The organism is Streptomyces sp. NPDC046887 (assembly GCF_040644755.1).
Classification (GTDB): Bacteria; Actinomycetota; Actinomycetes; order Streptomycetales; family Streptomycetaceae; genus Streptomyces; species Streptomyces lichenis.
The window spans coordinates 35,856-59,597 of sequence record NZ_JBEYXH010000019.1 but is presented as its reverse complement, the minus strand read 5'-3'; the positions used below and the strand labels follow the sequence as shown (position 1 = coordinate 59,597).

23 protein-coding genes are annotated in these 23,742 nt (G+C 73.9%); 11 read left to right on the top strand and 12 right to left on the bottom strand.

Annotated features, from left to right (window positions below; all coding sequences use genetic code 11):
• Positions 1 to 139: 139 nt before the first annotated feature.
• From egtA to egtD, 4 genes are read left to right on the top strand one after another with little or no spacing between them, the layout of a single operon-like run.
• Positions 140 to 1,435 (top strand): ergothioneine biosynthesis glutamate--cysteine ligase EgtA, encoded by a 1,296-nt coding sequence (gene egtA, locus ABZ945_RS18985; RefSeq protein ID WP_361270592.1) that lies wholly within the window; start codon positions 140 to 142, stop codon positions 1,433 to 1,435.
• Positions 1,432 to 2,901: an ergothioneine biosynthesis protein EgtB gene (gene egtB / locus ABZ945_RS18980; protein ID WP_361270589.1), complete on the top strand. Its 1,470-nt coding sequence runs from the start codon at positions 1,432 to 1,434 to the stop codon at positions 2,899 to 2,901. Before egtA ends, egtB begins: the two co-directional genes overlap by 4 nt.
• Positions 2,901 to 3,659, top strand: coding sequence for an ergothioneine biosynthesis protein EgtC (egtC, locus tag ABZ945_RS18975; protein WP_361270586.1), 759 nt, complete (start codon positions 2,901 to 2,903; stop codon positions 3,657 to 3,659). Before egtB ends, egtC begins: the two co-directional genes overlap by 1 nt.
• Entirely contained in the window at positions 3,656 to 4,621 is a 966-nt protein-coding gene (gene egtD / locus ABZ945_RS18970; protein WP_361270583.1) for an L-histidine N(alpha)-methyltransferase, read from the top strand. The genes egtC and egtD overlap by 4 nt, the downstream gene beginning before the upstream one ends.
• Positions 4,622 to 4,789: 168 nt before the next feature.
• Here egtD and ABZ945_RS18965 read toward each other — a convergent pair whose 3' ends face one another.
• The 3 genes from ABZ945_RS18965 to ABZ945_RS18955 are packed head-to-tail and all read right to left on the bottom strand — an operon-like array spanning position 4,790 to position 7,347.
• Positions 4,790 to 5,707: a hypothetical protein gene (locus tag ABZ945_RS18965; RefSeq protein ID WP_361270580.1), complete on the bottom strand. Its 918-nt coding sequence runs from the start codon at positions 5,705 to 5,707 to the stop codon at positions 4,790 to 4,792.
• Entirely contained in the window at positions 5,646 to 6,560 is a 915-nt protein-coding gene (locus tag ABZ945_RS18960; RefSeq protein WP_361270577.1) for a lysophospholipid acyltransferase family protein, read from the bottom strand. Before ABZ945_RS18960 ends, ABZ945_RS18965 begins: the two co-directional genes overlap by 62 nt.
• 10 nt (positions 6,561 to 6,570) lie before the next feature.
• Positions 6,571 to 7,347: a GNAT family N-acyltransferase gene (locus ABZ945_RS18955; protein ID WP_361270575.1), complete on the bottom strand. Its 777-nt coding sequence runs from the start codon at positions 7,345 to 7,347 to the stop codon at positions 6,571 to 6,573.
• A 234-nt stretch (positions 7,348 to 7,581) separates the two neighbouring features.
• Between ABZ945_RS18955 and ABZ945_RS18950 the strand changes: the two genes are divergently transcribed.
• On the top strand, positions 7,582 to 8,055 hold the full coding sequence (locus tag ABZ945_RS18950; RefSeq protein WP_361270572.1) for a hypothetical protein: 474 nt from the start codon (positions 7,582 to 7,584) through the stop codon (positions 8,053 to 8,055).
• Between the two features lie 45 nt (positions 8,056 to 8,100).
• On the opposite strand, the gene ABZ945_RS18945 is transcribed toward ABZ945_RS18950, so the two are convergent.
• Both ABZ945_RS18945 and ABZ945_RS18940 read right to left on the bottom strand, forming a co-directional pair.
• The gene (locus ABZ945_RS18945; protein WP_361270570.1) at positions 8,101 to 9,474 is read right to left on the bottom strand and encodes an NAD-dependent succinate-semialdehyde dehydrogenase; all 1,374 of its coding nucleotides are present in this window, start codon (positions 9,472 to 9,474) and stop codon (positions 8,101 to 8,103) included.
• A gap of 169 nt (positions 9,475 to 9,643) precedes the next feature.
• Positions 9,644 to 10,903 (bottom strand): extracellular solute-binding protein, encoded by a 1,260-nt coding sequence (locus ABZ945_RS18940; RefSeq protein ID WP_361270567.1) that lies wholly within the window; start codon positions 10,901 to 10,903, stop codon positions 9,644 to 9,646.
• 218 nt (positions 10,904 to 11,121) lie between these two features.
• On the opposite strand from ABZ945_RS18940, the gene ABZ945_RS18935 reads away from it, so the two are divergent.
• Positions 11,122 to 11,454, top strand: a complete 333-nt coding sequence (locus tag ABZ945_RS18935) for a deoxyxylulose-5-phosphate synthase (RefSeq protein ID WP_361270564.1) — start codon at positions 11,122 to 11,124, stop codon at positions 11,452 to 11,454.
• Between the two features lie 96 nt (positions 11,455 to 11,550).
• Positions 11,551 to 11,775 carry a dodecin gene (locus tag ABZ945_RS18930; RefSeq protein WP_361270562.1) on the top strand — a complete coding sequence of 75 codons (225 nt, stop codon included), beginning with the start codon at positions 11,551 to 11,553 and terminating at the stop codon, positions 11,773 to 11,775.
• Between the two features lie 14 nt (positions 11,776 to 11,789).
• Here the strand turns inward: ABZ945_RS18930 and ABZ945_RS18925 are convergent, their stop codons facing one another.
• The gene (locus tag ABZ945_RS18925; protein ID WP_361270559.1) at positions 11,790 to 12,281 is read right to left on the bottom strand and encodes a hypothetical protein; all 492 of its coding nucleotides are present in this window, start codon (positions 12,279 to 12,281) and stop codon (positions 11,790 to 11,792) included.
• 48 nt (positions 12,282 to 12,329) lie between these two features.
• Here ABZ945_RS18925 and ABZ945_RS18920 point away from each other — a divergent pair, with 48 nt between their 5' ends.
• Together ABZ945_RS18920 and ABZ945_RS18915 are read left to right on the top strand one after the other, a co-directional pair.
• Positions 12,330 to 13,349: an MsnO8 family LLM class oxidoreductase gene (locus ABZ945_RS18920; protein WP_361270556.1), complete on the top strand. Its 1,020-nt coding sequence runs from the start codon at positions 12,330 to 12,332 to the stop codon at positions 13,347 to 13,349.
• A gap of 279 nt (positions 13,350 to 13,628) precedes the next feature.
• Positions 13,629 to 16,058, top strand: a complete 2,430-nt coding sequence (locus ABZ945_RS18915) for an excinuclease ABC subunit UvrA (RefSeq protein WP_361270554.1) — start codon at positions 13,629 to 13,631, stop codon at positions 16,056 to 16,058.
• 39 nt (positions 16,059 to 16,097) lie between these two features.
• Here the strand turns inward: ABZ945_RS18915 and ABZ945_RS18910 are convergent, their stop codons facing one another.
• Both ABZ945_RS18910 and ABZ945_RS18905 read right to left on the bottom strand, forming a co-directional pair.
• Positions 16,098 to 16,925, bottom strand: coding sequence for a tyrosinase family protein (locus ABZ945_RS18910; protein ID WP_361270551.1), 828 nt, complete (start codon positions 16,923 to 16,925; stop codon positions 16,098 to 16,100).
• Between the two features lie 39 nt (positions 16,926 to 16,964).
• Positions 16,965 to 17,372, bottom strand: coding sequence for a tyrosinase cofactor (locus ABZ945_RS18905; protein WP_361270548.1), 408 nt, complete (start codon positions 17,370 to 17,372; stop codon positions 16,965 to 16,967).
• A 134-nt stretch (positions 17,373 to 17,506) separates the two neighbouring features.
• Here ABZ945_RS18905 and ABZ945_RS18900 point away from each other — a divergent pair, with 134 nt between their 5' ends.
• Positions 17,507 to 17,686, top strand: coding sequence for a hypothetical protein (locus ABZ945_RS18900; protein WP_361270545.1), 180 nt, complete (start codon positions 17,507 to 17,509; stop codon positions 17,684 to 17,686).
• A 92-nt stretch (positions 17,687 to 17,778) separates the two neighbouring features.
• Here the strand turns inward: ABZ945_RS18900 and ABZ945_RS18895 are convergent, their stop codons facing one another.
• Genes ABZ945_RS18895 through ABZ945_RS18885 form a run of 3 tightly spaced genes read right to left on the bottom strand, consistent with a single transcriptional unit; the run spans position 17,779 to position 21,199 of the window.
• Positions 17,779 to 18,528, bottom strand: a complete 750-nt coding sequence (locus ABZ945_RS18895) for a succinate dehydrogenase/fumarate reductase iron-sulfur subunit (protein ID WP_361270542.1) — start codon at positions 18,526 to 18,528, stop codon at positions 17,779 to 17,781.
• Positions 18,525 to 20,486 carry a fumarate reductase/succinate dehydrogenase flavoprotein subunit gene (locus tag ABZ945_RS18890; protein WP_361270757.1) on the bottom strand — a complete coding sequence of 654 codons (1,962 nt, stop codon included), beginning with the start codon at positions 20,484 to 20,486 and terminating at the stop codon, positions 18,525 to 18,527. Before ABZ945_RS18890 ends, ABZ945_RS18895 begins: the two co-directional genes overlap by 4 nt.
• An 8-nt stretch (positions 20,487 to 20,494) precedes the next feature.
• Positions 20,495 to 21,199, bottom strand: coding sequence for a succinate dehydrogenase cytochrome b subunit (locus tag ABZ945_RS18885; RefSeq protein WP_361270539.1), 705 nt, complete (start codon positions 21,197 to 21,199; stop codon positions 20,495 to 20,497).
• Positions 21,200 to 21,296: 97 nt separating this feature from the next.
• On the opposite strand from ABZ945_RS18885, the gene ABZ945_RS18880 reads away from it, so the two are divergent.
• Entirely contained in the window at positions 21,297 to 22,271 is a 975-nt protein-coding gene (locus tag ABZ945_RS18880) for a LysR substrate-binding domain-containing protein (protein ID WP_361270537.1), read from the top strand.
• 201 nt (positions 22,272 to 22,472) lie between these two features.
• Here the strand turns inward: ABZ945_RS18880 and ABZ945_RS18875 are convergent, their stop codons facing one another.
• Entirely contained in the window at positions 22,473 to 23,570 is a 1,098-nt protein-coding gene (locus ABZ945_RS18875; protein ID WP_361270754.1) for a MerR family transcriptional regulator, read from the bottom strand.
• Positions 23,571 to 23,742: the final 172 nt, after the last annotated feature.

Genomic DNA, 23,742 nt, shown 5'->3' with positions numbered 1-23,742 from the left:
GCGGTTTTCCCTGTCCGGAGGCGGTCTTGTGGGATCCGCGACAGATGGCTTAGGTGGTGGATCGGCAAATCCGCGAGGTGCGCGTCCCGAGAATTCCGGGAACGTGTCCTGCGGACACCATCGACCGGAGGGACCCAGCATGCCGGTGTGTGAGGCACCCGAGAGCGGCGGGCCGCTCGCTGAGCGCGAGGCCGAGGACCTGCTGCGATGTATCTGCTTCAAGACGGGACCGCCCAGGACCGTCGGGGTCGAGGTGGAGTGGTTCGTCCACGACCTGTCCGACCCGTACCGGCCGGTCTCCCACGACCGGCTCCGAGCGGCGGTGGCGCGGCTGCGCACCCTGCCGCTGGCCTCCCCACTCACCCTGGAGCCAGGCGGGCAGCTGGAGCTGAGCTCGCCGCCCGCCGCCTCCCTGATGGAGTGTGTGACCACCGTGTCGGCCGATCTGAGGGCCGTGCGCGCCGCACTCCGCACCGCCGGGCTCACCCTCACCGGAGCCGGCACCGACCCCTATCTCACCTCTCGCGACCGGCTGCTGCGCGAGCCGCGCTACGACGCCATGGAGGCGTGCCTCGACCGCTCCGGACCGGCCGGGCGGGCCATGATGCGCGACTCGGCGTCCGTGCAGGTCTGCCTGGACGCCGGCTTCGAGGCGGCCGGGCCGCAGGGCTACCGGCGCCGCTGGCAGCTGGCGCATCTGCTGGGCCCGGTGCTGGTGGCGGCCTTCGCCAACTCGCCGGTCCTGCACGGCAGGCCCACCGGCCACCGCTCCACCCGGCAAGGCCTGTGGACCGATCTGGACCCGGTACGGGCCCTGGCCCCGGACCTCTACCGCGACCCCCGGTCCGCCTGGGCGGCGCACGCGCTGGACACCCCGGTGATGTGCGTACGCGCCGACGGCACCGGCCCCTGGGCGGCCCCCGAGGGGCTGACCCTGCGGGAGTGGCTGCGCTCCGGGGAGCCCCGGGCCGTCACCCGGGCCGACCTGGACTACCACCTGACCACGCTGTTCCCGCCGGTGCGGCCGCGCGGCCATCTGGAACTGCGGATGATCGACGCCCAGAGCGGCGAGGACGGCTGGATCGTGCCGCTCGCCGTGGTCACCGCGCTGTTCGAGGACCCGTCCGCCGCCGAGGCCGCCTACCAGGCGGTACGGCATCTGGCGGCGCCGGATCCGGCGGCCCCGCCGCGCAGCGCGGTGTGGCGGGACGCCGCCCGGCACGGGCTGGCCGTCCCGGCGCTGCACGCCGCCGCCCTGGAGTGCTTCGCGCTGGCCCGTGAGGCGCTGCCCCGGCTGGGGGCGGCTCCGGCGGTGCTGGACGCGGTGGACGCCTTCCAGGAACGCCATGTCGGCCCGGGGCGATGTCCCGCCGACGCTCCCCTGACCCCTGTGGCCGGCGCCGCCGGCCGGACCGGGAAGGACCTCGGCATATGAGCCCGGAGAGCCGGCAGAGGCCGGAGAACCCGCAGAGCCCGAGGAGCCCGCAGAGGGACACCGACCGGCACGGCCGCTCGGACCGGCTCGCGCAGGGGCAGCCGGACGGAACGGTGGCCGTCGCGGTCGCGACCGAGCCGGAGGCGCTGCGGCGGCGGGCGGTGGAGGCGCTGACCCGGGCCCGGGCGCGCACCTCGCTGCTCACCGACTGCGTGGACGAGCGTGATCTGACCGCGCAGCACTCGCCGCTGATGTCGCCGCTGGTCTGGGACCTGGCGCATATCTCCAACCAGGAGGAGCAGTGGCTGGTCCGGGCGGTGGCGGGCGCGCCCGCGATCCGCCCGGACATCGACTCCATCTACGACGCCTTCGAGCATCCGCGTTCGGCCCGGCCGACGCTGCCGCTGCTCGCCCCGGCAGAGGCCCGGTCGTACGCGCTGGACGTGCGCGGCCGGGTGCTGGACGTGCTGGAGCGCACCCCGCTGGAGGGCCGGCCGCTGCTGGACGCGGCGTTCGCCTTCGGCATGGTCGCGCAGCACGAGCAGCAGCACGACGAGACCATGCTCATCACCCACCAGCTGCGCAAGGGGGCGCCCGCGCTGACCGCGCCCGAGCCGCCGTCGGACGGCGCCGGCGCGGTGGGGCTGCCGACCGAGGTGCGGGTGCCCGGCGGGCCGTTCACCATGGGCACCTCCACCGAGCCCTGGGCGCTGGACAACGAGCGCCCCGCGCATGTCCGGGTGGTGCCGGAGTTCTTCATCGACACGGTCCCGGTGACCAACGGCGCCTATCTGCGGTTCATCGAGGACGGCGGCTACGGCGACGAGCGCTGGTGGGCGCCGGAGGGCTGGGCGCAGATCAGGGCCCACTCCATCGGCGCGCCGCTGTTCTGGCGGCGGGAGGGCGGTCAGTGGCTGCGGCGCCGGTTCGGCGTGGTGGAACCGGTGCCGCCGGCCGAGCCGGTGCTGCATGTCAGCTGGTACGAGGCCGACGCCTACGCCCGCTGGGCCGGGCGGCGGCTGCCCACCGAGGAGGAGTGGGAGAAGGCGGCCCGCCACGATCCGGCCACCGGCCGCTCGCTGCGCTACCCGTGGGGCGACGAGGACCCGGCCCCGGGCCACGCCAACCTGGGCCAGCGCCATCTGCGGCCCGCCCCGGCCGGCAGCTACCCGGCCGGGCGCTCCCCGCTGGGCGTACGGCAGCTGATCGGGGACGTCTGGGAGTGGACGTCCAGCGACTTCCTGCCGTATCCCGGGTTCGCCGCCTTCCCCTACCGGGAGTACTCGGAGGTGTTCTTCGGGCCCGGCCACAAGGTGCTGCGCGGCGGCTCGTTCGCGGTGGACGCGGTGGCCTGCCGGGGCACCTTCCGCAACTGGGACCTGCCGGTGCGCCGGCAGATCTTCTCCGGGTTCCGCACCGCGCGGGACGCCGACGGCGGCACACCCGACGCTCCGGGCGGCCGCTGATGTGCCGCCATATCGCCTATCTGGGGCCGCCGGTGCCGCTCGGCGAGGTGCTGACCGCGCCGGAGCACGGGCTGTACCGGCAGTCCTGGGAGCCGCGGCGGCAGCGCAGCGGCACGATCAACGCCGACGGTTTCGGGGTGGGCTGGTACGCGGACGGTGATCCGCGACCCGCCCGCTACCGGCGCGCCGGGCCGATCTGGGCCGACCTGTCCTTCGCCGACCTGGCCCGGGTGGTGCGCTCCGGGGCGGTGCTGGCCGCGGTCCGGGACGCCACCCTGTCCGGCGCGGACGCGGAGGCGGCGGCCGCCCCGTACGCCTCCGGGCGCTGGCTGTTCAGCCACAACGGGGCGGTCACCGGCTGGCCGGGCTCGCTGGCGCCGGTGGCCGGGCGGCTGCCGCACACCGAGCTGCTGTCGCTGGAGGCCCGCAACGACTCGGCGCTGGTGTGGGCGCTGGTGCTGCACCGGCTGGTGGCGGGCGAGGAACCGGCCGCCGCGCTGGCCGAGACCGTGTACGACGTGGCCGAGGCGGCGCCCGCCTCCCGGCTGAACCTGCTGCTCACCGACGGCGAGACGATCGCCGCCACCTGCTGGGGCGACTCCCTGTGGTACCTGGCGGATCCCGCCGCGGGCCGCACGGTGGTGGCCTCGGAGCCGTACGACGACCATCCGGCCTGGTGCGAGGTGCCCGACCGCACCGTGCTCACGGCCGGACGTACCGACCTCTCCCTCACCCCGCTCAAGGAGCCACCCGCGTGAGCCCGTTCCTGATCACCCGTACCCTTCCTGAGGACGCCACCGGCGCCGATCTGCGCGCCGATGTGCTGCACGGGCTGACCCGCACGCCCAAGGAGCTGCCGCCGAAGTGGTTCTACGACGCCCGCGGCAGCGAGCTGTTCGAGGAGATCACCCGGCTGCCGGAGTACTACCCGACCCGGGCCGAGCGGGAGATCCTGCTCGCCCGGGCCGGGGAGATCGCGGCGGTGACCGGGGCCCGGACCCTGGTGGAGCTGGGCTCGGGCTCCTCGGAGAAGACCCGCCATTTGATCGACGCGCTGCTGCCGGGCCTGGAGGACTACGTCCCGGTGGATGTGAGCGAGAGCGCGCTGCGCGGGGCCGCCGAGAGCCTGGGGACGGATCTGCCGCAGCTGCGGATCCACGCCCTGGTCGCCGACTTCACCCGGGGCCTGGCGCTGCCGGGGACGCCCGGGCCCCGGCTGGTGGCCTTCCTCGGCGGCACCCTCGGCAATCTGCTCCCCGAGGAGCGGGCGACCTTCCTGCGCTCGGCGCGCACCCTGCTCGCCCCCGGGGACGCGCTGCTGATGGGCACCGACCTGGTGAAGGACGAGGCGACCCTGGTGGCCGCGTACGACGACGCGGCGGGGGTGACGGCCGCGTTCAACAAGAACGTGCTGTCGGTGCTGGCCCGGGAGCTGGGCGCGGACGCGGACCCGGACGACTTCGAGCATGTCGCGGTCTGGGACCCGGAGCGCGAGTGGATCGAGATGCGGCTGCGGGCCCGGCACGCGCTGACGGTGAAGTTCCCGGAGCTGGACCTCGCGGTGCCGTTCGAGGCGGGCGAGGAGCTGCGCACCGAGGTGTCGGCGAAGTTCCGCCGCGAGCGGGTGCGCGACGAACTGGCCGAGGCCGGTATGGAGTTGGCGCACTGGTGGACGGACGAGCAGGGCCGGTTCGCCCTGTCGCTGGCGACGGCGGTGTGACGGTGGTGAGTGAGGTGAGTGGTGTGACGGCACGTCGGTGCGACGGTGCCGGGGTGACAACGGCGGTGTGACAACGGCGGTGTGAGCCGCCGCGGCCGTCGAAGCCCTCGCCGCCGGCCCCGGGATCCGTTCCCGGGGCCGGCGGCACGGCTCCACGGGTCGGGGTGGTCAACCGACCAGGCGGCGGCGCCAGTCGAGCGGGGTGACGGTGATGGCCCGGCTGGGGTCCCCGTCCCAGTCGGTGGCCAGTCCGGCCGTGTGCAGGGCGGCCACCACCTCATGTCCGACGGCCTCGGTGGTGCCGGACGAGTCGTCGAAGCCTCCGTAGGAGAGCGCCAGTCCGCGCCCGGCCGCGGCGGTGTCCGTGGACTGGGTGTGGAAATAGACGAAGCCCCGGGCATCCGGCGCGGCCTCGTCGCCTATCTCGCTCTGGCCGCAGGTCCGGCAGCAGGTGAAGTTCTCCCGGGCCGTGATACCGGCCCGGTTCAGGGCGGTGAAGGCGCGGGTGAGCCGCTCGGGGTCGGTCTCGCCCTGCCAGCCGGACTGCTCGGCGACCCGCTCCCGCCACAGCCGGTCGGCCAGCGCCCGGGCCTGCTCCGGGGTGACCGGCCGCCGCTCGGGGGTGACGAGGTAGTCCTCCGCGAGCTCGGCCAGCTCGGCCCGGGAGGCGTAGCCGCCGGCCAGCACCTCCCGTATCCGCTCCTCCAGTAGCGCGCGCTCCTCCTCGGCCAGGTCGAGCGGCGGCACCGGGCGGACCGGGCCGGTGTCCAGCGGCGACCAGTCGAGACCGGCGTCCCAGCCGCCGCGGCCGCAGGCCCAGCCGGTCAGCGCCGCGATCACCGCCTCCGGCGTGCCCGCCGTCGTCTGGAAGTGCCGGTCGGGGGCCCCGTCCCGGTGCTCCAGGGTGTAGTCCCCGCCGGCCTCGTGCCAGACCTGGGCGAAGACCTCGGGCAGGTCGGGTATGCGCTGGAGCACCAGGAAGCGGTCCCCCGCAGCGCCGATCCGCCGGACCAGCCGCGCCAGTTCATCGGAGGGCACCCGCGGGTGCCGCTCCCCGTTCTCCGTCCGCACCGTGATGTCGAGCATGCCCTGACTCTGACACACCCCACTGACAATGCCCTTCGGACGGCGGCCGGGGCGCGGGCGGCGACTCGCGGTCCGGGCGCAGCGCGTCCTGGGTGGCCCGGGCCAGGGAGCGCCGGTCGACGGTGGCGGGGTGGTGGTGGACGGGGATGACCGGCAGCAGGGTGAGTTCCGCGGTGAGCCCGCCGGCCGCCGCCACCCGCCACAGCGAGGCGGCCAGGGTGTCCTCACCGACGAACGCGGCCGGTCCGGTGGGCCGGTAGCCCAGGCGTACGGGCTGGATGGCGGCGCCGGCGTCCAGCGCGGCCTGGAAGGCGGCCGGGCGGAAGCGTCCCTGGGCGCGGCCGCACCAGGTGGAGCCCTCGGGGAAGACGATGACGCGGGAGCCGGCGGTGAGGGCGGCGGCCATGGCGCGCACGGTGCCGGGCAGGGCGCGCAGCCGGTCCCGTTCGACGAACAGGGTGCCGGCGAGCGCGATGAGCGGCCCCAGCACCGGCCAGCGCCTCAGGTCGCTCTTGGCGAGCATCCGGCCCGGCAGGACGGCGCCGATGAGCGGGATGTCCAGCCAGGAGATGTGGTTGGCGGCGACCAGGTGCGGGCCGGGCGGCACGGTGCCGTGCACCCGTACCCGTACACCGAAGGCGGCGAGCACCGCCCGGCACCACAGCCGGGTGAGCCGGGCCCGGGCGGTGCGGCCGGTGAGCGGGGCGAGCGGGGCCAGCAGCAGGCCGATGAGGACGGCGAGCAGCCCGGCGGTGAGGCGGACCAGCGTCCCGGCGAGGGAGCCGGGCCGGGCCCCGGGGCGGCTCGCGCACTCCTCGGGGGTGCAGGGCGCGGTGGGCAGCCAGGCGTTCACGGCGGGCGCCTCAGGCGGGGGCGAGGGAGAGGAAGTGGCGGAGGTAGCGGGGGTGTACGCGGTGCAGCGGGAGCAGCACGTACAGGTCGGCGACGCCGAAGTCGGGGTCGTGCGCGGGCGCTCCGCAGACCCAGGCGCCGAGCCGGAGGTAGCCGCGCAGCAGCGGGGGCAGCGGCGGACGGGGGCCGGTGTCGGCGAGCGGGCCGGGGGTCCACAGCTTAAGCGGGGTGACCTGGTACTCCTCGGGCGCCAGATGGCGCTGCCGGACGGTCTTCCAGGTGGCGGTGGCCAGGGTGCCGCCGTCGGCGAGCGGAACGGAGCAGCAGCCGCCGAGCCAGCCGTTGCCGGTGCGTACCAGATAGCGGGCGATCCCGGCCCAGATCAGTGAGATGACGGCGCCGTTGCGGTGGGCGGGGTGGACGCAGGAGCGGCCGGCCTCCACCAGGTGGTCGCGGACGGGGGCCAGCCGCCGCAGGTCGAACTCGCCCTCGGCGTAGAGCCGTCCGAGGATCCGGGCGCTGTCGGGCGGGAGCAGCCGGTAGGTGCCGACGACCTCTCCGGTGCTCTCCTCGCGTACCAGCAGATGGTCGCAGTAGGTGTCGAACTCGTCGCTGTCGATGCCGGGCTCCGGCCCGTCGAGGCGGGCGCCGAGCTCTCCGGCGAAGACCAGGTGGCGCAGCCGCTGGGCGGCCCGCACCTCGTCCTGGTCCCGGGCGAGGGTGACGGTGTAGCGGGGCGCCGGGCCCTCGGTGGTGGCGGGTTCGAGCAGGTCGGGCGTGGCGGTCATGGCAGTCTCCTGCGTACGGCGGCGGAGCCGGGACGCGCGGCCGCGGCCCCGGTTACTCGTTTGTGCCGTCGCCGGCTGGATTCGGCGTGACCGCCCGGCGGAGTCCGGGTGTGCGGCGGCTGAAATGCCCGGGCGGGGCCGGGACCGGGCGCCGGGCTCACGGGAAACCGGGTGACCGGGCGGTCCGCCGGCCGTAGCCTCCGACGTGGGAAGACGGTGTGGAGGCGGGTCGCGGTGGAGATCACGGTGCAGTGGGTCAGGACGTCGTGGACCAAGCGGTCGCGGGGCGGGGAGGCGGCGGCCCGCAGGAACGCGGCGCCGGTCGGGTTCGCCCTGCCGGTGCTGCCGGCCGGGCTGGCGCACCGGGTGCGGATGTCCGAGGGGGACGGGTTCGCACCGGTGGAGAGCCGGGTGGCGCTGCGCGAGGTCGGGGTGGTCCTCCGGGTCGAGGGCGACCGGCTGCGGGTGCACACCCGGGTGGGGCCGCTGTACGGGCTGCCGCCCCGGCCGCGCAGACCGCCCGCGGTGCGGCTGGCGGCCGGCCAGTGGGTGCGCTGGCAGCTCAACTACCGCTTCAGCAGCGCCCTGGGCATCCGGGGCTGGTCGTACTGGCTGGACACCTTCAACATCGCCTGCGGTCCGGCCCACCCGGAGCTGTTCCTGGGTGAGCCGACCGTGGCCGTCGACGAGCGCGGCCCCGTCCGCTGAGAGGCGGGGGGGGGCCGGGCCCGCCGACGGGCCGTTCAGCGCCGTTCAGCGGGTGACGCGGACCAGCTTGTGGTTGGCGAACTCCTCCATCCCGAACCGGCCCAGCTCGCGGCCGAAGCCGGAGCGCTTCACCCCGCCGAAGGGCAGCTCCGCGGCGCTCACGGCCGGTCCGCCGACGAACACCATGCCGGTCTGGAGCCGCTGGGCCACCCGCTCGGCCTGCTCGGGGTCGTCGCTCTGCACCGAGGCGCTCAGCCCGTACGGCGAGTTGTTGGCGAAGTCGACGGCCTCGTCTTCGGAGTCCACCCGGAAGAGCAGGGCGACCGGGCCGAACAGCTCCTCCTGGTAGGCGCGCATCTCCGGGGTGATCCCGGCCAGCACGGTGGGCTCGTACCAGGCGCCCGGGCGGTCGATGCGCTTGCCGCCGGCCAGCACGGTCGCCCCCTTGTCGACGGCGTCCCGCACCTGCTCGTCCAGCGTCTGGACCGCCTTCTCGGAGGAGAGCGGGCCCATGAAGGTGCCGGGGTCGGTGGGGTCGCCGGGGATGATCGCCTGAATGGCCTCGGTGTACTGCTCGGCGAAGGCGTCGTAGTGCGCGTCCAGGGCGATGATCCGCTTGGCGGCGTTGCAGGCCTGGCCGGCGTTGGCCATCCGGCCGCGGACGGTGTTCTTGACCACCTGGGCCAGGTCCGAGACGCCCAGGATGAGGTAGGGGTCGGAGCCGCCCAGTTCCAGGACGACCTTCTTGAGGTTGCGGCCCGCGATCTCGGCCACCGCGGCCCCGGCACGCTCGGAGCCGGTGAGGGAGACACCCTGGATCCGGTCGTCGGCGATCAGGTCGGCCGCCTGGTCGTTGGTGGCGAAGACATTGGTGTACGCGCCCTTGGGCAGGCCCGCGTCCTGGAACAGCCGCTCCATCGCCAGGGCGGACTCCGGGCACTGCGGGGCGTGCTTGAGCAGGATGGCGTTGCCGAGCATCAGGTTCGGCGCGGCGAACCGGGCCACCTGGTAGTAGGGGAAGTTCCACGGCATGATCCCGAGCAGGGTGCCGACCGCCTCCTTGCGGATGACGGCCCGGCCGCCGGAGGCCACGTCCAGCTCCTCCTCGCGCAGGAACTCCTCACCGTGGTCGGCGTAGTAGCGGTAGATGGAGACGACCGTGCCGATCTCGCCGGCGGCCTGCTTGACGGGCTTGCCCATCTCGCGGGTGATGATCGCGGCCAGCTCCTCCGTGCGCTCCTCGTAGAGGTCGGCCACCCGGTGCAGCACGGCGGCGCGGTCCGCCGGCGGGCGGGCCGCCCACTCCCGCTGGGCGGCGTCGGCGCGCTCCAGGGCGTCGCGCAGTTCGGCGTCGGTGGCGGTCGGGTACTCCCGCACGGTCTCGCCGGTCGCGGGGTTGACGATCTGGTAGCGCTCCAAGGTGTCCGCACCTCTCCTCTGGTTCACGGGCCCGGAAAGCCGCAGGTGGGGCGGGCCCCGGGCAGCTTTCCGGACGGTACGGACAAACGACTACCCGTCGGGCGGAACCGAACACCCGGACCTTCGGCCCTTCGGGAAACTCTCGTCCGGTGGTTCGTGGAACCGGCCGTCAGTCGCCCCGCAGGATGGCGGTGATCCGGGCCGAGGCGGCCTGGGCGGCCTCCTTCGGGTCCTGGCCTTGGAGGACGGCGGTCATATACGGCTTGATGGGGTTGGCGGCCTCGACGTCGGCCCACTCCGGGGAGTTGGGGGTGGCCCGGCCGCCGGCGGCCGCGGCGGCCATGGCGGCGGTGGCCTCCTGGCCCTCCACCACGGAGGCCAGCGAGGACTTGTTGGGGACATAGCCCATGGTGCGGGCCAGATCGGTCTGCCACTTCTCGCCCGCCAGCGCGGAGACCACGTCGATGGCGGCGTCCCGGTCCCGGGCGTTGCGCGGGACGATCAGGTCGGAGCCGCCGGTGAAGACGGCGCAGGGCTTGCCCGCGGTCTTCCCCGGTATCGGGAAGAAGCCGAGCTTTCCGGCGAGGTCGGGGTTGCGCTCCACGATGGCGGCGGCGGCGCTGGGCGCGGCGATGATCTGGGCCACCTCGCCGTCGGCGAACACCTCGGCCTGCGGCGGGTGCTCCTCGTCGGCGTCCTTCGGTCCCTCGCCGAGGGCCTGGAGCCGCTGGTAGAAGTCGATCCCGCGCTGGGCGCCCGGGCCGTCCAGGGCGCCGGTCCACCGGCCGTCCTTCTCCACGGCGAGCTCGCCGCCCTCGTCCCAGATGAACCCGGACAGCGTGTACCAGTCCTGGCCGGCGAGGTAGATCCCCTGGCCGCCGTCCTTGTTGAGCTTGGCGGTGTCGGCGAGCCACTGCTCCCGGGTGGCCGGCGGCTTGTCGATGCCGCTGCGCTCGAAAAGGTCCTTGCGGTAGACCGCGACCCGGTTGGCCGCGTACCAGGGGATGCCGAACTGGGCGCCGTCGACCTGCCCGGGTTCGGCGAGGCCGGGCAGCCAGTCCTGGTAGCCGAGGTCGCGGACGGACTCCAGGGTGAGGTCGTAGAGCAGGTCGGTGTCGGCGTACTGGGCGACCTGGGTGTTGCCGACCTCGATGACGTCGGGGGCGTCCTCGCTCTTCAGCGCGGTGCCGATCTTCTTGCCGACGCCGGTCCACTCCTGGAAGGCGACCTCCAGCGCGACACCGGGGTGCTCCTCCTCGAAGGCGGTGGTGAAGCGCTCCAGGAAGTCCTCGGAGACGCTGCCCTTCATCAGCCACACCGTGACGGTGGAGCCGGACGCGCTGTCGCCGGGCAGCACGCCGCAGCCGGTGAGGGCCGGGGAGGCCGCGACGAGGAGCGCGCAGGCGCAGGCGAGGAACCGCTTCTTCACGTAGGTCACCTTTGTCCGGGGCAGGGCGGAGGTACCCGACGTGGGGGGAGGCGAGCGATTCGCTTCGGGCGCGATGGCTGGATTTTGGTATGGACCAAAGGAGGGGTCAAGTCCTCACCACTGGTGACCGGGGGGTAAGGCGCCGATGTCCACCGCCCGGCGAACGCCTTGCGGCGAAAACCGATGGGGTGCCGGCGGGCCGCCGGATAGCCTTCCTCATGCCCGAGTCGAAGACGTCGTACGTGTGCCTGGCCTGCCGGGCCTCGTACAAGCTGCGCCACGATCCGGGCGGCCGAGAGCGCCGGTGTCCGCGGTGCGCGGCGGCGCTGGTCTACGTGGGCTCGGCCTTCGTGGCGCCCCGGCGGCGGGATACCGCCGCCTGGCGGACGCTGACGGTGCTGCTCCACGCCGGGGTCCGCTTCCCCATGGGCTGCTCCACCGGCCCCGGGTACCGGCCGCGCACCCTGCGCGAGGTCCGGGAGCGGCTGGCGTACGCCCGGCGGACCGGCGAACCGCCCTCCCGGGCCCTGACCCGGCCCGAGCTCCCCTGAGGGGACCGCCGGGATCGCGGGCCCCGGCGCCCTGGTGCACGGTGGAAGGACGTGTCCGGCGAGCGCGCGGGACACCCGACACCTCGCGGAGAGCCCATGTCGCACCACACGTACCGCGTCACGGAGATCGTCGGCACCTCGCACGAGGGCGTGGACGAGGCCCTGCGCAACGGCATCGCCCGCGCCTCCGAGACGCTGCGCCATCTGGACTGGTTCGAGGTGACGCAGGTCCGGGGCCATATCGAGGACGGGCGGATCGCCCACTACCAGGTGGGGATGAAGGTCGGCTTCCGGCTGGAGGACGGCGAGGCCGCGGGCTGAGCCCGACCGCGGGCTCAGGTACGGCCCTCGCGCTCCTGCGCCCGGTGCAGCGTCTCGGCGCCGGTGGTCGCCCAGCGGGCCCGCACCACCGGGATGCCGGTGCGTTCGGCGGCGTCGCAGACCAGCTCGTCGTCATCCACCAGGACCCGGATCTCCCGGGTGGCGGCCAGCCGTCGCAGCGCCTCCGCCTTGGTGGTACGCGCCGGGCGGCGGTCGTCGTCGCGCCGCATCAGCAGCCGCCCCTGGGGCAGCCCGTGCTCGGCGAGCCAGGCCAGGCTGTCCTTGCGGCACCGCTCGGGGCGGCCGGTGAGATAGACGATCGCGCACTCCTCGGCGCTCTCGTGGCACAGCTCGACCCCGGCCGCCAGCGGCGGGTCCTGGCGGGCCGCCGCGAAGAAACCGGCCCAGTCGCGCGGCCGGCGCTCCAGGAAGTGCTGGCGCCCGCGGGCGTCGGAGAGGGTGTTGTCCAGGTCGAAGACGGCCAGAGGCCTGGTGTCGCGGGTCACGGCCGCCAGCGTAGGGAATCCGCGGTGCCGCCGGGCGTTGAACCAGGTGTGAGTTCTCTGATCGCTGCGACGCGCTGGTCGGTGCTGGACCGCTCCCGGACCCGTGAGGGGCACCCGGGCGCGCAGGCGCTGCGGGACACCGTGGAGCTGGCCCGGGAGGCGGAGGCGCTGGGCTACCACCGCTTCTGGGTCTCGGAGCACCATGCGGTGCCGGGGGTGGCGGGCTCGGCGCCGACGGTGCTGGCCGCCGCGGTGGCGGCGGCGACCTCGGTGATCCGGGTGGGCACCGGCGGAGTGATGCTGCCCAACCACCGGCCGCTGGTGGTGGCCGAGCAGTTCGGGGTGCTGGAGGCGCTGTTCCCGGGGCGGATCGACATGGGCCTGGGCCGCTCGGTGGGGTTCACCGACGGGGTGCGCCGGGCGCTGGGCCGGGACAAGGAGGAGGCGGAGGAGTTCGCCGGGGCGCTGGCCGAGCTGCTGGGCTGGTTCACCGGCGGGCAGGACGCCTATCCGGGCGTACGGGCGCGGCCGGCCGAGGGGCTGCGGGTGCCGCCGTATCTGCTGGCCACCGGTGAGGGCGCGGGGATCGCGGCGGCGGCCGGGCTGCCGCTGGTGGTCGGCGATCTGCGGGGCCGGGCGAAGACGGTGGCCGCGATCGAGCGGTACCGGACGGAGTTCCGGCCCTCGCTCTGGGCCGCCGAGCCGTATGTGGTGGTGGCCGGAACGGTCGCGGTGGCGGCGAGCGAGTGGGACGCGGCGCGGCTGCTCGTACCGGAGGCGTGGGCGATGGCGTACGCGCGCACCCAGGGCGACTTCCCGCCGCTGGCGCCCGCCGAGCGGATCGAGGCACTGGCGATGACGGCCCGGCAGCGGGACCTGTACGAGGCGGGGCTGCGCGGGCATGTGCACGGCACCGAGGAGCAGGTGCGCCAGGAGCTGGAGAAGGCGATCGCCGAGACCGGGGCGGACGAGGTGCTGGTCACCACCAGTACGTACGACCGGGCCGCGCTGGTGGACTCCTACCGTCGGCTCGCCCGGGTCGCCGGGCTGCCGGAAGCCGCCGGCTGACCCCCGCGGCCCGGTGGGGCAGGGGCCGCAGCTGTCCGCGACCCCCTGGCCCGGCCGCACGGGGCGCCTGGCCCCCGTAGCCGAGGGCACAGGGCGGCTGACCCCCGTAGCCCGGCGACCCAGGGCGGCTGGCCCCCGTAGCCGAGGGCACAGGGCGGCTGGCCCCCGTAGCCCGCCGGCACGGGCGACTGACCTCGTTGCCCGGCACGACGGGGCGGCTGACCCCCGTAGCCCGGCGGCGTGGGGCGGCTGTCAGACCCCGAGCCTAGACTCGCGATCATGCACCACCCCGATGCCACCGGCCCCTTCCCGCCCGTTCCGGAACCATCCGCTCCGGAGGCGGCGGCCCGCGATCCCTTCGTCCGGGTACGCGGCGCCCGGGAGCACAATCTGCGCGCGGTGGACGTGGACATTCCGCGCGACGCGCTGACCGTCTTCACCGGGGTGTCCGGCTCGGGGAAGTCCTCGCTGGCCTTCGGCACCCTGTACGCGGAGGCGCAGCGGCGGTATCTGGAGTCGGTGGCGCCCTACGCGCGGCGGCTGATCCACCAGACCGGCGCGCCCCGGGTCGGGGAGATCACCGGGCTGCCGCCCGCGGTCTCGCTGGAGCAGCGGCGCTCCTCCCCCACCTCCCGCTCCTCGGTGGGCACCGTCACCACCCTGTCCAACTCGCTGCGGATGCTGTTCTCCCGGGCCGGGACCTATCCGGCGGGTGCCGAGCGGCTGGACTCGGACGCCTTCTCGCCGAACACGGCGGCCGGGGCCTGTCCCGAGTGCCACGGGCTGGGCCTGGTGCACTCCACCAGCGAGGAGCTGCTGGTGCCCGATCCGGGTCTGTCGATCCGCGAGGGGGCGATCGCCGCCTGGCCGGGCGCCTGGCAGGGCAAGAACCTGCGGGATGTGCTGGACGCGCTCGGCCACGATGTGGACCGGCCGTGGCGGGAGCTGCCGGCGGCTGACCGGGAGTGGATCCTGTTCACCGACGAGCAGCCGGTGGTGACGGTCCACCCGGTGCGGGAGGCGGGCCGGATCCACCGCCCGTACCAGGGGACGTACAGCAGTGCCCGGCGCCATGTGCTGCGGACCTTCGCGGAGTCCAAGAGCCCGGCGCTGCGGGCGAAGGCGGAGGCCTTTCTGACCAGCGCCCCCTGCCCGGTGTGCGGCGGGAGCCGGCTGCGGCCGGAGGCGCTGGCGGTCCTCTTCGGGGGGCGGAGCATCGCCGAGCTGGCCGCGCTGCCGCTGACCGCGCTGGACGAGCTGCTGGCGGAGGCGGAGGGCGATACGGGAGGCGGTACGGAGGCCGGCCGGGTGCTGGTGGGCGATCTGCGGGTGCGGATCGCGCCGGTGGCCGGGATGGGGCTCGGCTATCTGAGCCTGGACCGGCCGACGCCCACCCTGGCGGGTGGGGAGTTGCAGCGGCTGCGGCTGGCGACCCAGCTGCGGTCCGGGCTGTTCGGGGTGGTGTACGTACTGGACGAGCCGTCGGCGGGGCTGCACCCGGCGGACACCGAGGCCCTGCTGACGGTGCTGGACCGGCTGAAGGCCGCCGGGAACACGGTGTTCGTGGTGGAGCACCACCTCGGGGTGGTGCGGCACGCGGACTGGCTGGTGGACGTGGGTCCGGCGGCCGGCGAGCACGGCGGGCGGGTGCTGTACAGCGGGCCGCCGAAGGGGCTGGCCAAGGTGGCCGAGTCGGCGACCCGGCGGTATCTCTTCGCGCGCGGCCCGGTCGGCGGGCGGGAGCTGCGGGAGCCCTCGGGGTGGCTGGAGCTGGGCCCGGTGCACCGGCACAATCTGCGCGGGCTGGCCACCCGGCTGCCGCTGGGGGCGCTGACCGTGGTGACCGGGGTGTCCGGCTCGGGGAAGTCCACGCTGGTGGCCGAGGTCACCGCCGAGCTGCCGGGCGTGGAGCGGCTGGTGACGGTGGACCAGCGGCCGATCGGCCGTACCCCGCGCTCCAACCTGGCCACCTACACCGGGCTGTTCGACGTGGTGCGCCGGGTGTTCGCGGCCGAGCAGGGGGCGCGGGAGCGCGGCTTCACGGCGAGCCGGTTCTCGTTCAATGTGCCGGGCGGCCGATGCGAGACCTGCCAGGGCGAGGGGTTCGTCTCGGTGGAGCTGCTGTTCCTGCCGAGCACCTACGCGCCCTGCCCGGAGTGCGGCGGGGCCCGCTACAACGACGAGACCTTGGAGGTGCTGCACCGGGGCCGGAGCATCGCCGAGGTGCTGGATCTGACGGTGGAGGCGGCGGCGGAGTTCTTCGCCAGGGCGCCCGCGGCCGTACGGAGTCTGCGGGCGCTGCTGGATGTGGGGCTCGGCTATCTGCGGCTGGGGCAGCCCGCGACGGAGCTGTCCGGCGGCGAGGCGCAGCGGATCAAGCTGGCGGCGGAGCTCCAGCGGGCCCGCCGGGGCCACACCCTGTACGTCCTGGACGAGCCGACGACCGGGCTGCATCCGGCGGATGTGGAGGTGCTGATGCGGCAGCTGCACGGGCTGGTGGACGCGGGGAACACGGTGGTGGTCGTGGAGCACGACATGGCGGTGGTGGCGGGCGCCGACTGGGTGGTGGACCTGGGTCCGGGCGGTGGGGACGAGGGCGGCCGGGTGGTCGCCGAGGGCCCCCCGCGGGCGGTGGCGGCCGCCGCGGGGAGCCGTACCGCGCCGTATCTGGCGCGGGCGCTCGGCCTGCCGGAGCCGGGGGCGGCTTGAGTCTCCGCCCCGGCCCTCGTCCCGGCTCTGCCGGCCGGCTCAGGCGGCGGTGTCGAAGGTGTAGTGCCGGGTGTGGTCGAGCATGTCGGCGGGGGTGGTGTCGTTCCACGGGCGCATGGTGTCGTTGAGGTCCACCACGTTGGGGGTGCCGGCCGCCGGGAGGTACGGGGAGCCGGGGTGCCGCGCCTGCCAGTCGGCCCACAGCTTGTCCACGAAGGCGTGGTGCAGCCAGAACACCGGGTCGTTCGGGGAGACCCCGGTGCCCATCTGGCCGCCGACCCAGACATGGACCCGGTTGTGCAGATTGACCCCGCGCCACCCTTCCAGGTGGTTGCGGAAGCCGTCGGAGGCGCTGTTCCAGGGGGCGGTGTCATAGGTCGCCATGGCGAGGACGGAGTCCACCTCGGCGCGGGTGGGCAGTTGGCGGCCGCCGGAGCCCAGCGAGCGGCGCAGGTAGTCGCGGCCGTCCACCCGGACGCTGATCCGCCAGCGGTTGCCGGAGGCGGCGAACGGGCCGTCCATGACCCGGCCGTCGGAGGCGCGGCCGGTGCCGCCGAGGAAGTCCGGGGCCCAGAGCGTGGCGCGGGTGGTGCGGTCGGCGGACCAGTCCCAGTAGGGCAGGGCGACCTCGGGGTCTATCGCCTGGAGGGCCTGCTCGAACTGGAGCAGGAAGCGGCGGTGCCAGGGCAGGAAGGACGGGGAGCGGTGGCCGACCCGGTCGCCGTCGTCGGTGTCGCCCATGATGAAGGCGTTGTGGGTGGTGACGAAGGTGTCGTACTGCCCGGTCCGCTTGAGTTCGAGGACGGCGTCGGTGAAGCGACGCTTCTCGGCGGTGGTCAGGACGGCCTGGTTCTTGCGTACGGTCATGGTGGTGCTGCTCCTGGTGGACGCGACGGTGGGTGGTGGTCAGCCGAGTTCGAGCGGGACGAGCCTGGCCCCGTTGAGGTCGCGGACGGCGGCGCGGGCCACCGCCCGGGGGTCGGCGAACGGCTCGTAGTGGTTGACCACGCTGATCCAGGTGGCGTCGGCGTTGCGCATGACGTGTAGTTCGGCCCCGTCGATGGTGACGGCGTAGCCGCCGTGGTCCTCGTGGTGGCCGCCGCCGTGGACCGGCCGGCCCTGGATACGGCGGCCCTGGTAGACCTCGTCGAACGGCGCGGGGCCGTCGTGGCCGGCCGGGTGGTGGGCCGGGCCGGCCGGCGCGGGGGCGGCGGCCTGGGCGGGGACGGGCGCGGTGAGCGCCCGGCCGGCGGCGAGGCCGGCGGCGGCCGAGGCGGCGGCGCCCAGGGCGCGGCGGCGGGTGATGGCGGACATGGGTTACCCCCTGAGTGGTACGAACACGGTCGAACGCCGGGGGTTGGTCAGGCCCCCGGCGCGGCATATGCCTACCGGGCAGTAACGGAGTGGGGAATTCCGCCGGAACGGGTTGTTCGCGTTATGGACGACCGATGGGTTTCGGCAGAGCGTTGAGTGTTGATGATCTTGCGGTAGCCGCCGAGAACCGGGGAGTGAGCAGAAGAATCTCCGTCAACAACGAACCCCTACCGAAGATCCTTCACATCCGCACCGACCAAGTGATGCCGATCACCCACTCCATCTGGCTGGAAATCACCCATGCGAGCCGGTGAAGGCGGTGGGACCCGTGCAACCCGTGAAGCCGTGAACGCCGAGGCCCGGCCACCCCTCACAGGGGCGGCCGGGCCTCGGTGCCGGGGGCGACTCAGCCGCGGCGGCCCTTGCGGGTGGCGCGCAGCCACTCCTTGTTCATGGCGGCGATCGAGGGCAGCGGGATGCCCTTGGGGCAGGCGGTGGCGCACTCCCCGGCGAGCGTGCAGCCGCCGAACCCCTCAGCGTCCATGGTGGCGACCATGTCCAGCACCCGACTCTCCCGCTCGGGCGCGCCCTGCGGCAGCACGTTCAGGTGGTTGACCTTGGCGGCGGTGAAGAGCATCGCGGAGCCGTTGGGGCAGGCGGCCACGCAGGCGCCGCAGCCGATGCACTCGGCGTTCTCGAAGGCGTGGTCGGCGTCGGCCTTGGGCACCGGGGTGGCGTGCGCCTCGGGGGCGGAGCCGGTGGGCACCGAGACATAGCCGCCGGACTGGATGATCCGGTCGAAGGAGGACCGGTCCACCACCAGGTCCTTCACCACCGGGAAGGCGGCCGCGCGCCAGGGTTCGACGTCGATGGTGTCGCCGTCGGTGAAGGAGCGCATGTGCAGCTGGCAGGTGGTGGTGCGCTCGGGGCCGTGGGCGTCGCCGTTGATGACCAGGGAGCAGGCGCCGCAGATGCCCTCGCGGCAGTCGTGGTCGAAGGCGACCGGGTCCTCGCCGTCCAGGATCAGCCGCTCGTTGAGGGTGTCGAGCATCTCCAGGAACGACATGTCCGCCGAGATGCCGTCGACCTCGTAGGTGGTCATGGCGCCGGGGGCGCCGGCGTCGCGCTGGCGCCAGACGCGCAGGGTGAGCCTCATGCGTAGCTCCGCTGGGTGGGGTGGACGTACTCGAAGACCAGGTCTTCCTTGTGCAGGACGGGCGCGGCGCCGGTGCCGGTGAACTCCCAGGCGGCGGCGTAGCCGAACTCCTCGTCCCGGCGGGCGGCCTCGCCGTCCGGGGTCTGGGACTCCTCGCGGAAGTGGCCGCCGCAGGACTCGGCGCGGTGCAGCGCGTCGAGGCACATCAGCTCGGCGAGCTCCAGGTAGTCGACGATCCGGTTGGCCTTCTCCAGCGACTGGTTGAATTCCTCTCCCGTCCCCGGGACCTTGATCCGCTGCCAGAACTCCTCGCGGATCTGCGGGATGCGGTCCAGCGCCTTGCGCAGCCCGTCCTCGGTGCGGGCCATCCCGCAGAACTCCCACATCAGCTCGCCCACCTCGCGGTGGAAGGAGTCGGGGGTGCGGTCGCCGTCCACCGCGAGCAGCCGGGCCAGCCGGTCCTCGGTGCGGCCGACGGCCTCCCGGACGGCCGGATGGTCCTCGGCGATCGCCCCGGCGCCCGGGTTGCGGGCCAAGTAGTCGTTGATGGTGGACGGCAGCACGAAGTAGCCGTCGGCCAGGCCCTGCATCAGCGCGGAGGCGCCGAGCCGGTTGGCCCCGTGGTCGGAGAAGTTGGCCTCGCCGATGGCGAACAGCCCGGGCACGGTGGTCTGGAGGTCGTAGTCGACCCAGAGCCCGCCCATCGTGTAGTGCACGGCGGGGTAGATCCGCATGGGCACCTCGTAGGGGTTCTCCGCGGTGATCCGCTCGTACATGTCGAAGAGGTTGCCGTACTTCTCCTCCACCTTGGCCCGGCCCATCCGGCGGATGGCGTCCGCGAAGTCCAGGTAGACGCCCTGGCCGCCGGGGCCGACGCCGCGGCCCTCGTCGCAGACGTTCTTGGCCGCCCGGGAGGCGATGTCACGCGGCACCAGGTTGCCGAAGGAGGGGTAGATGCGCTCCAGGTAGTAGTCGCGCTCCTCCTCGGGGATCTCGGCGGCGGGGCGGTCGTCGCCCCGGGCCTTGGGCACCCAGATGCGGCCGTCGTTGCGCAGCGACTCGCTCATCAGGGTCAGCTTGGACTGATGGTCGCCGGTGCGCGGGATGCAGGTGGGGTGGATCTGGGTGAAGCAGGGGTTGGCGAAGTAGGCGCCGCGCCGGTGGGCCCGCCACACCGCGGTGGCGTTGGAGTTCATCGCGTTGGTGGAGAGGTAGAAGACGTTGCCGTAGCCGCCGGAAGCGAGGACGACGGCGTCCGCGAAGTAGGTGCCGATCTTCCCGGTCACCAGGTCCCGGGCGACGATGCCGCGGGCCCGCCCGTCCACCACGATCAGGTCCAGCATCTCGGTGCGCGGATGCATCTCCACGCTACCGGCGGCGATCTGACGGGAGAGCGCCTGGTACGCGCCGAGCAGCAGCTGCTGGCCGGTCTGGCCGCGGGCGTAGAAGGTACGGGAGACCTGGACGCCGCCGAAGGAGCGGGTGTCCAGCAGTCCGCCGTACTCGCGGGCGAACGGCACGCCCTGGGCCACGCACTGGTCGATGATCTCGACCGAGACCTGGGCGAGCCGGTGGACGTTGGACTCCCGGGCGCGGAAGTCGCCGCCCTTGACGGTGTCGTAGAAGAGCCGGTGGATGGAGTCGCCGTCGTTGCGGTAGTTCTTGGCCGCGTTGATCCCGCCCTGGGCGGCGATGGAGTGGGCCCGGCGGGGCGAGTCCTGGTAGCAGAACTGGACTACGTGGTAGCCCTGTTCGGCGAGGGTGGCGCCGGCCGCACCGCCGGCCAGCCCGGTACCGACCACGATGACGGTGTGCTTGCGGCGGTTGGCCGGGTTGACCAGCTTCGCCTCGAAGCGGCGCGTGTCCCAGCGCTCGGCGATCGGCCCCTCGGGCGCGGCGGCGTCGGCGATCGCCTCGCCCGTCGCGTAATCGGCGAAGGAAGGCGTCTCGGTGCCCATGCTCATTGTCAGCTCACCAGTCCGGTCATCACGGCGACGGGTACGGCGATGAAGCCCGCGGTCAGGGCGAGCGCGAGGCCGTTCGCGAGGGTCTTGAGGAGGCGGTCGCGGGCGGCGTTGCCCGCGCCGAGCGTCTGGGCGGCGCTCCAGAAGCCGTGGCGTACATGCAGGCCCACGGCGAGCATGGCCACGATGTAGATCACATTGCCGTACCAGGTGGAGAAGGTGGCGACGACGTTCTCGTAGGGGCGGCCCGGCTGGGCGTTGGGGTTCACGGTCAGCGTCGTCAGGTCCAGGATGTGCCAGACCACGAAGAGTCCCACGATGATCCCGCCCCAGCGCATGGTGCGGGTGGCGTAGCCGGCCCGGGGCCGCTTGTGCGCGTACTTCACCGGCCGGGCCTTGATGTCCCGGCGGCTGAGCTGGTACGCGGAGACCGCGTGCGCCACGATCGAGGCGAGCAGCACCACCCGGACGATCCACAGCATCCACTCGTAGTGCAGCACCGGAGCGCCGATGGTGCGCAGCCAGTGCGCGTAGCCGTTGAACTCCTCGGGCCCGAAGAAGACCTTGAGGTTGCCCGCGACATGGGCGACCAGATAGCCCAGCATGATCAGACCGCTGACGGCCATGACGGCCTTCTTGCCGATGGTCGATCCCCAGAGCGTGCGCGGGAGGGAGGGTTCGCGGTCCGACCGCGTTGCCAGAACCATGTCACCGACGGTACGTCGGGAACCGGTGAGTGGTCCAAGACATGGACCACCTGATCGCCATAGGAACAGCCTATCCACTGCCCGTAAACTGGACCGTATGCAATTGCAGCAGCTCTCGTACTTCGTCGCGGTGGCCGAGACCCGGCACTTCACCCGGGCCGCCGAACGGGTCCATGTCTCCCAGCCCTCGCTGTCCCAGCAGATCAGGGCGCTGGAGCGGGACCTCGGCGCGGAGCTGTTCAGCCGGGCCCGCGGCAACATCGCGCTGACCGACGCCGGGGAAGCGCTGCTGCCGCTGGCCCGGCGGATCCTGGCGGACGCCGACACCGCGCGCCGCGAGGTGCAGGAGCTGGCGCAGCTGCGCAGCGGCCGGGTCCGCCTCGGCGCGACCCCCAGCCTCTGCACCGCCCTGCTCCCCGACGTCCTGCGCATCTTCCACAGCCTCCACCCCGGCATCCAGCTGGTCATCGAGGAGAGCGGCTCCCACGACCTGGTGCGCGAGCTGGCCCGCGGCACCCTCGACCTGGCCCTGGTGGTGCTCCCCCTCCCCGCCCCCGCCCCGGCCCTGACCACCGTCGAGCTGCTCCAGGAGGACCTGGTCGTGGTCTCCGCCGCCACCGCCCCCGCCCCCGGCCGCCCGCTGCGGATCGCGGACCTGGAGGGGCGGCCGCTGGTGATGTTCCGGCACGGCTACGACCTGCGGGAACTCACCGTCGCCGCCTGCCGGGCCGCCGGGTTCGAGCCCTCGTTCACCGTGGAGGGCGGCGAGATGGACGCGGTGCTCGGCTTCGTCAGCGCGGGCCTGGGCGTGGCCGTGGTGCCGAGCATGGTCGCGGCCCGGGCCGGCCGCGACCTCCGCGTCACCGCGCTGGCCGACCCCGGGCTGCGCCGCACCATCGGCCTCGCCCACCGCAGCGACGTGGCCCCGCCCCGCGCCGCCCGCGAGCTGATGCGAGTCCTCACCGAGTCCCTGCCGGGTACGCGAGTGCTCGCGGGGTCCGTGCCGAGCGGGACGGGGCGGGGTGCGGCGGGCCCGGTCGCCGGGGGCGTGGGCGATCAGGCGGCGGGCTGACCGAGGCGGGGTGAAGGGGCGGCCGCCGGGGGCGGAGGCGGTCAGGGGGAAGGAGGTTGCGAAGAACTGGCGGTCCGTCCACGCACGCACGGCACCGGGGTGTTGTATCGACCACCCGCGCCGGTGCCGCCCGGCACGGCGGGCCGTACGCGTCGGCTGCGGTCGCCCGCTCACCGCTCGGGTGCGCGGGCCGTCGCCCCTTCAGGCCACGAGCAGGCGGAGGCCGAGGTCTGCCGTGTCGAGGCGCGCGAGATCGCTGTTGCGCTCGGCCCACCGCCCGGAATCGAGGTCGTCGCGAAGGCTTCGCACCGCCCGCTCCTCGGCGTCCGGCCCGACCCTCGTCCACACCGACATCGCACGGCGGACGTGCTCCTCCAGATACGCCCTCGGTCTGCGCCAGTACGCCTCGAACAGTCCGTCAGCGCAGTCCCACGGGATGGGCACCGGCTCGGCGCGGGCGCCGATCGCGTCGGCCATCCGCCCGAGTGAGGGGAACTCGGCGAGGACGGAGGCGAACTCGGGCAGGTAGTCGCGGGTGAGCCAGAACCGGTCCTGCCATCCGGGCTCGTCCGTGTCGAACGTCAGCACCACCACACGGCGGGCTACGCGCCGCATCTCACGCAGCCCCGCCATCGGGTCCCCCCAGTGGTGCACGGTGGAGACGGCCATCGCGACGTCGAAGGAGTGGTCCTCGAACGGCAGGCTCTCCGCGGCGGCAGCCACGCACGGCGCCGAGCCGGCGGGCCGCTGGCGCCGCATGACCCCCGACGGTTCCACCGCGGTCACCTCGCGGTCGGCCGGCTCGTAGGAGCCGGTGCCGGCCCCGACGTTCAGCACCGTCCGCGCGTCCCCGAGCGCGTCCGTGATCTGCGCCGCGATCCGCGGCTCGGTACGCCGCGTCGCCGGGTAGGCGCCGCCGATCGCGTCATACAGCCGTGCGCCGAGCATCCCGAGTTGTTCCTCCGGTGTCACCTTCAGTCCCCTCCCCCGTGCCTCTAGTTCCCGGTCGATGGCTGCCACCATGGCGTCGGCACGATCACGCCGCTCCAGCAGCAGGTCGCGCAGTCGGCGCAGGTGCGCGACCGCGTCGGTGGACGAGTCGCCGACCAGTTCCGCGACCTCCCGCAGCCCGAAGCCCAGCCGCCGATAGGCCAGCACCTCCCGCAGCCGCTCGACGTCGCTCGCCGAGTAGGCGCGGTACCCACCCGCGGTCCGCGCCGACGAACGCACCAGCCCGATCTCGTCATAGTGATGCAGCGTGCGGACGCTCACACCGGCCAGCTCGGCCACGCGCCCCACGGTCCAGTGATCTTCCACGGCACCGACTATGCGGCCTGACGCCACGTGAGGGTCAAGAGCCGCATTCATGACCGGGCCGGGGGGGCTGTGCCTGCGGGCCCGTTGCGCCCCTGCCCTCCTTCCTCTCCTGGGCAACGAGTCGAGGGGTGCCCGAAGTGCCCGGTTGGCGAGA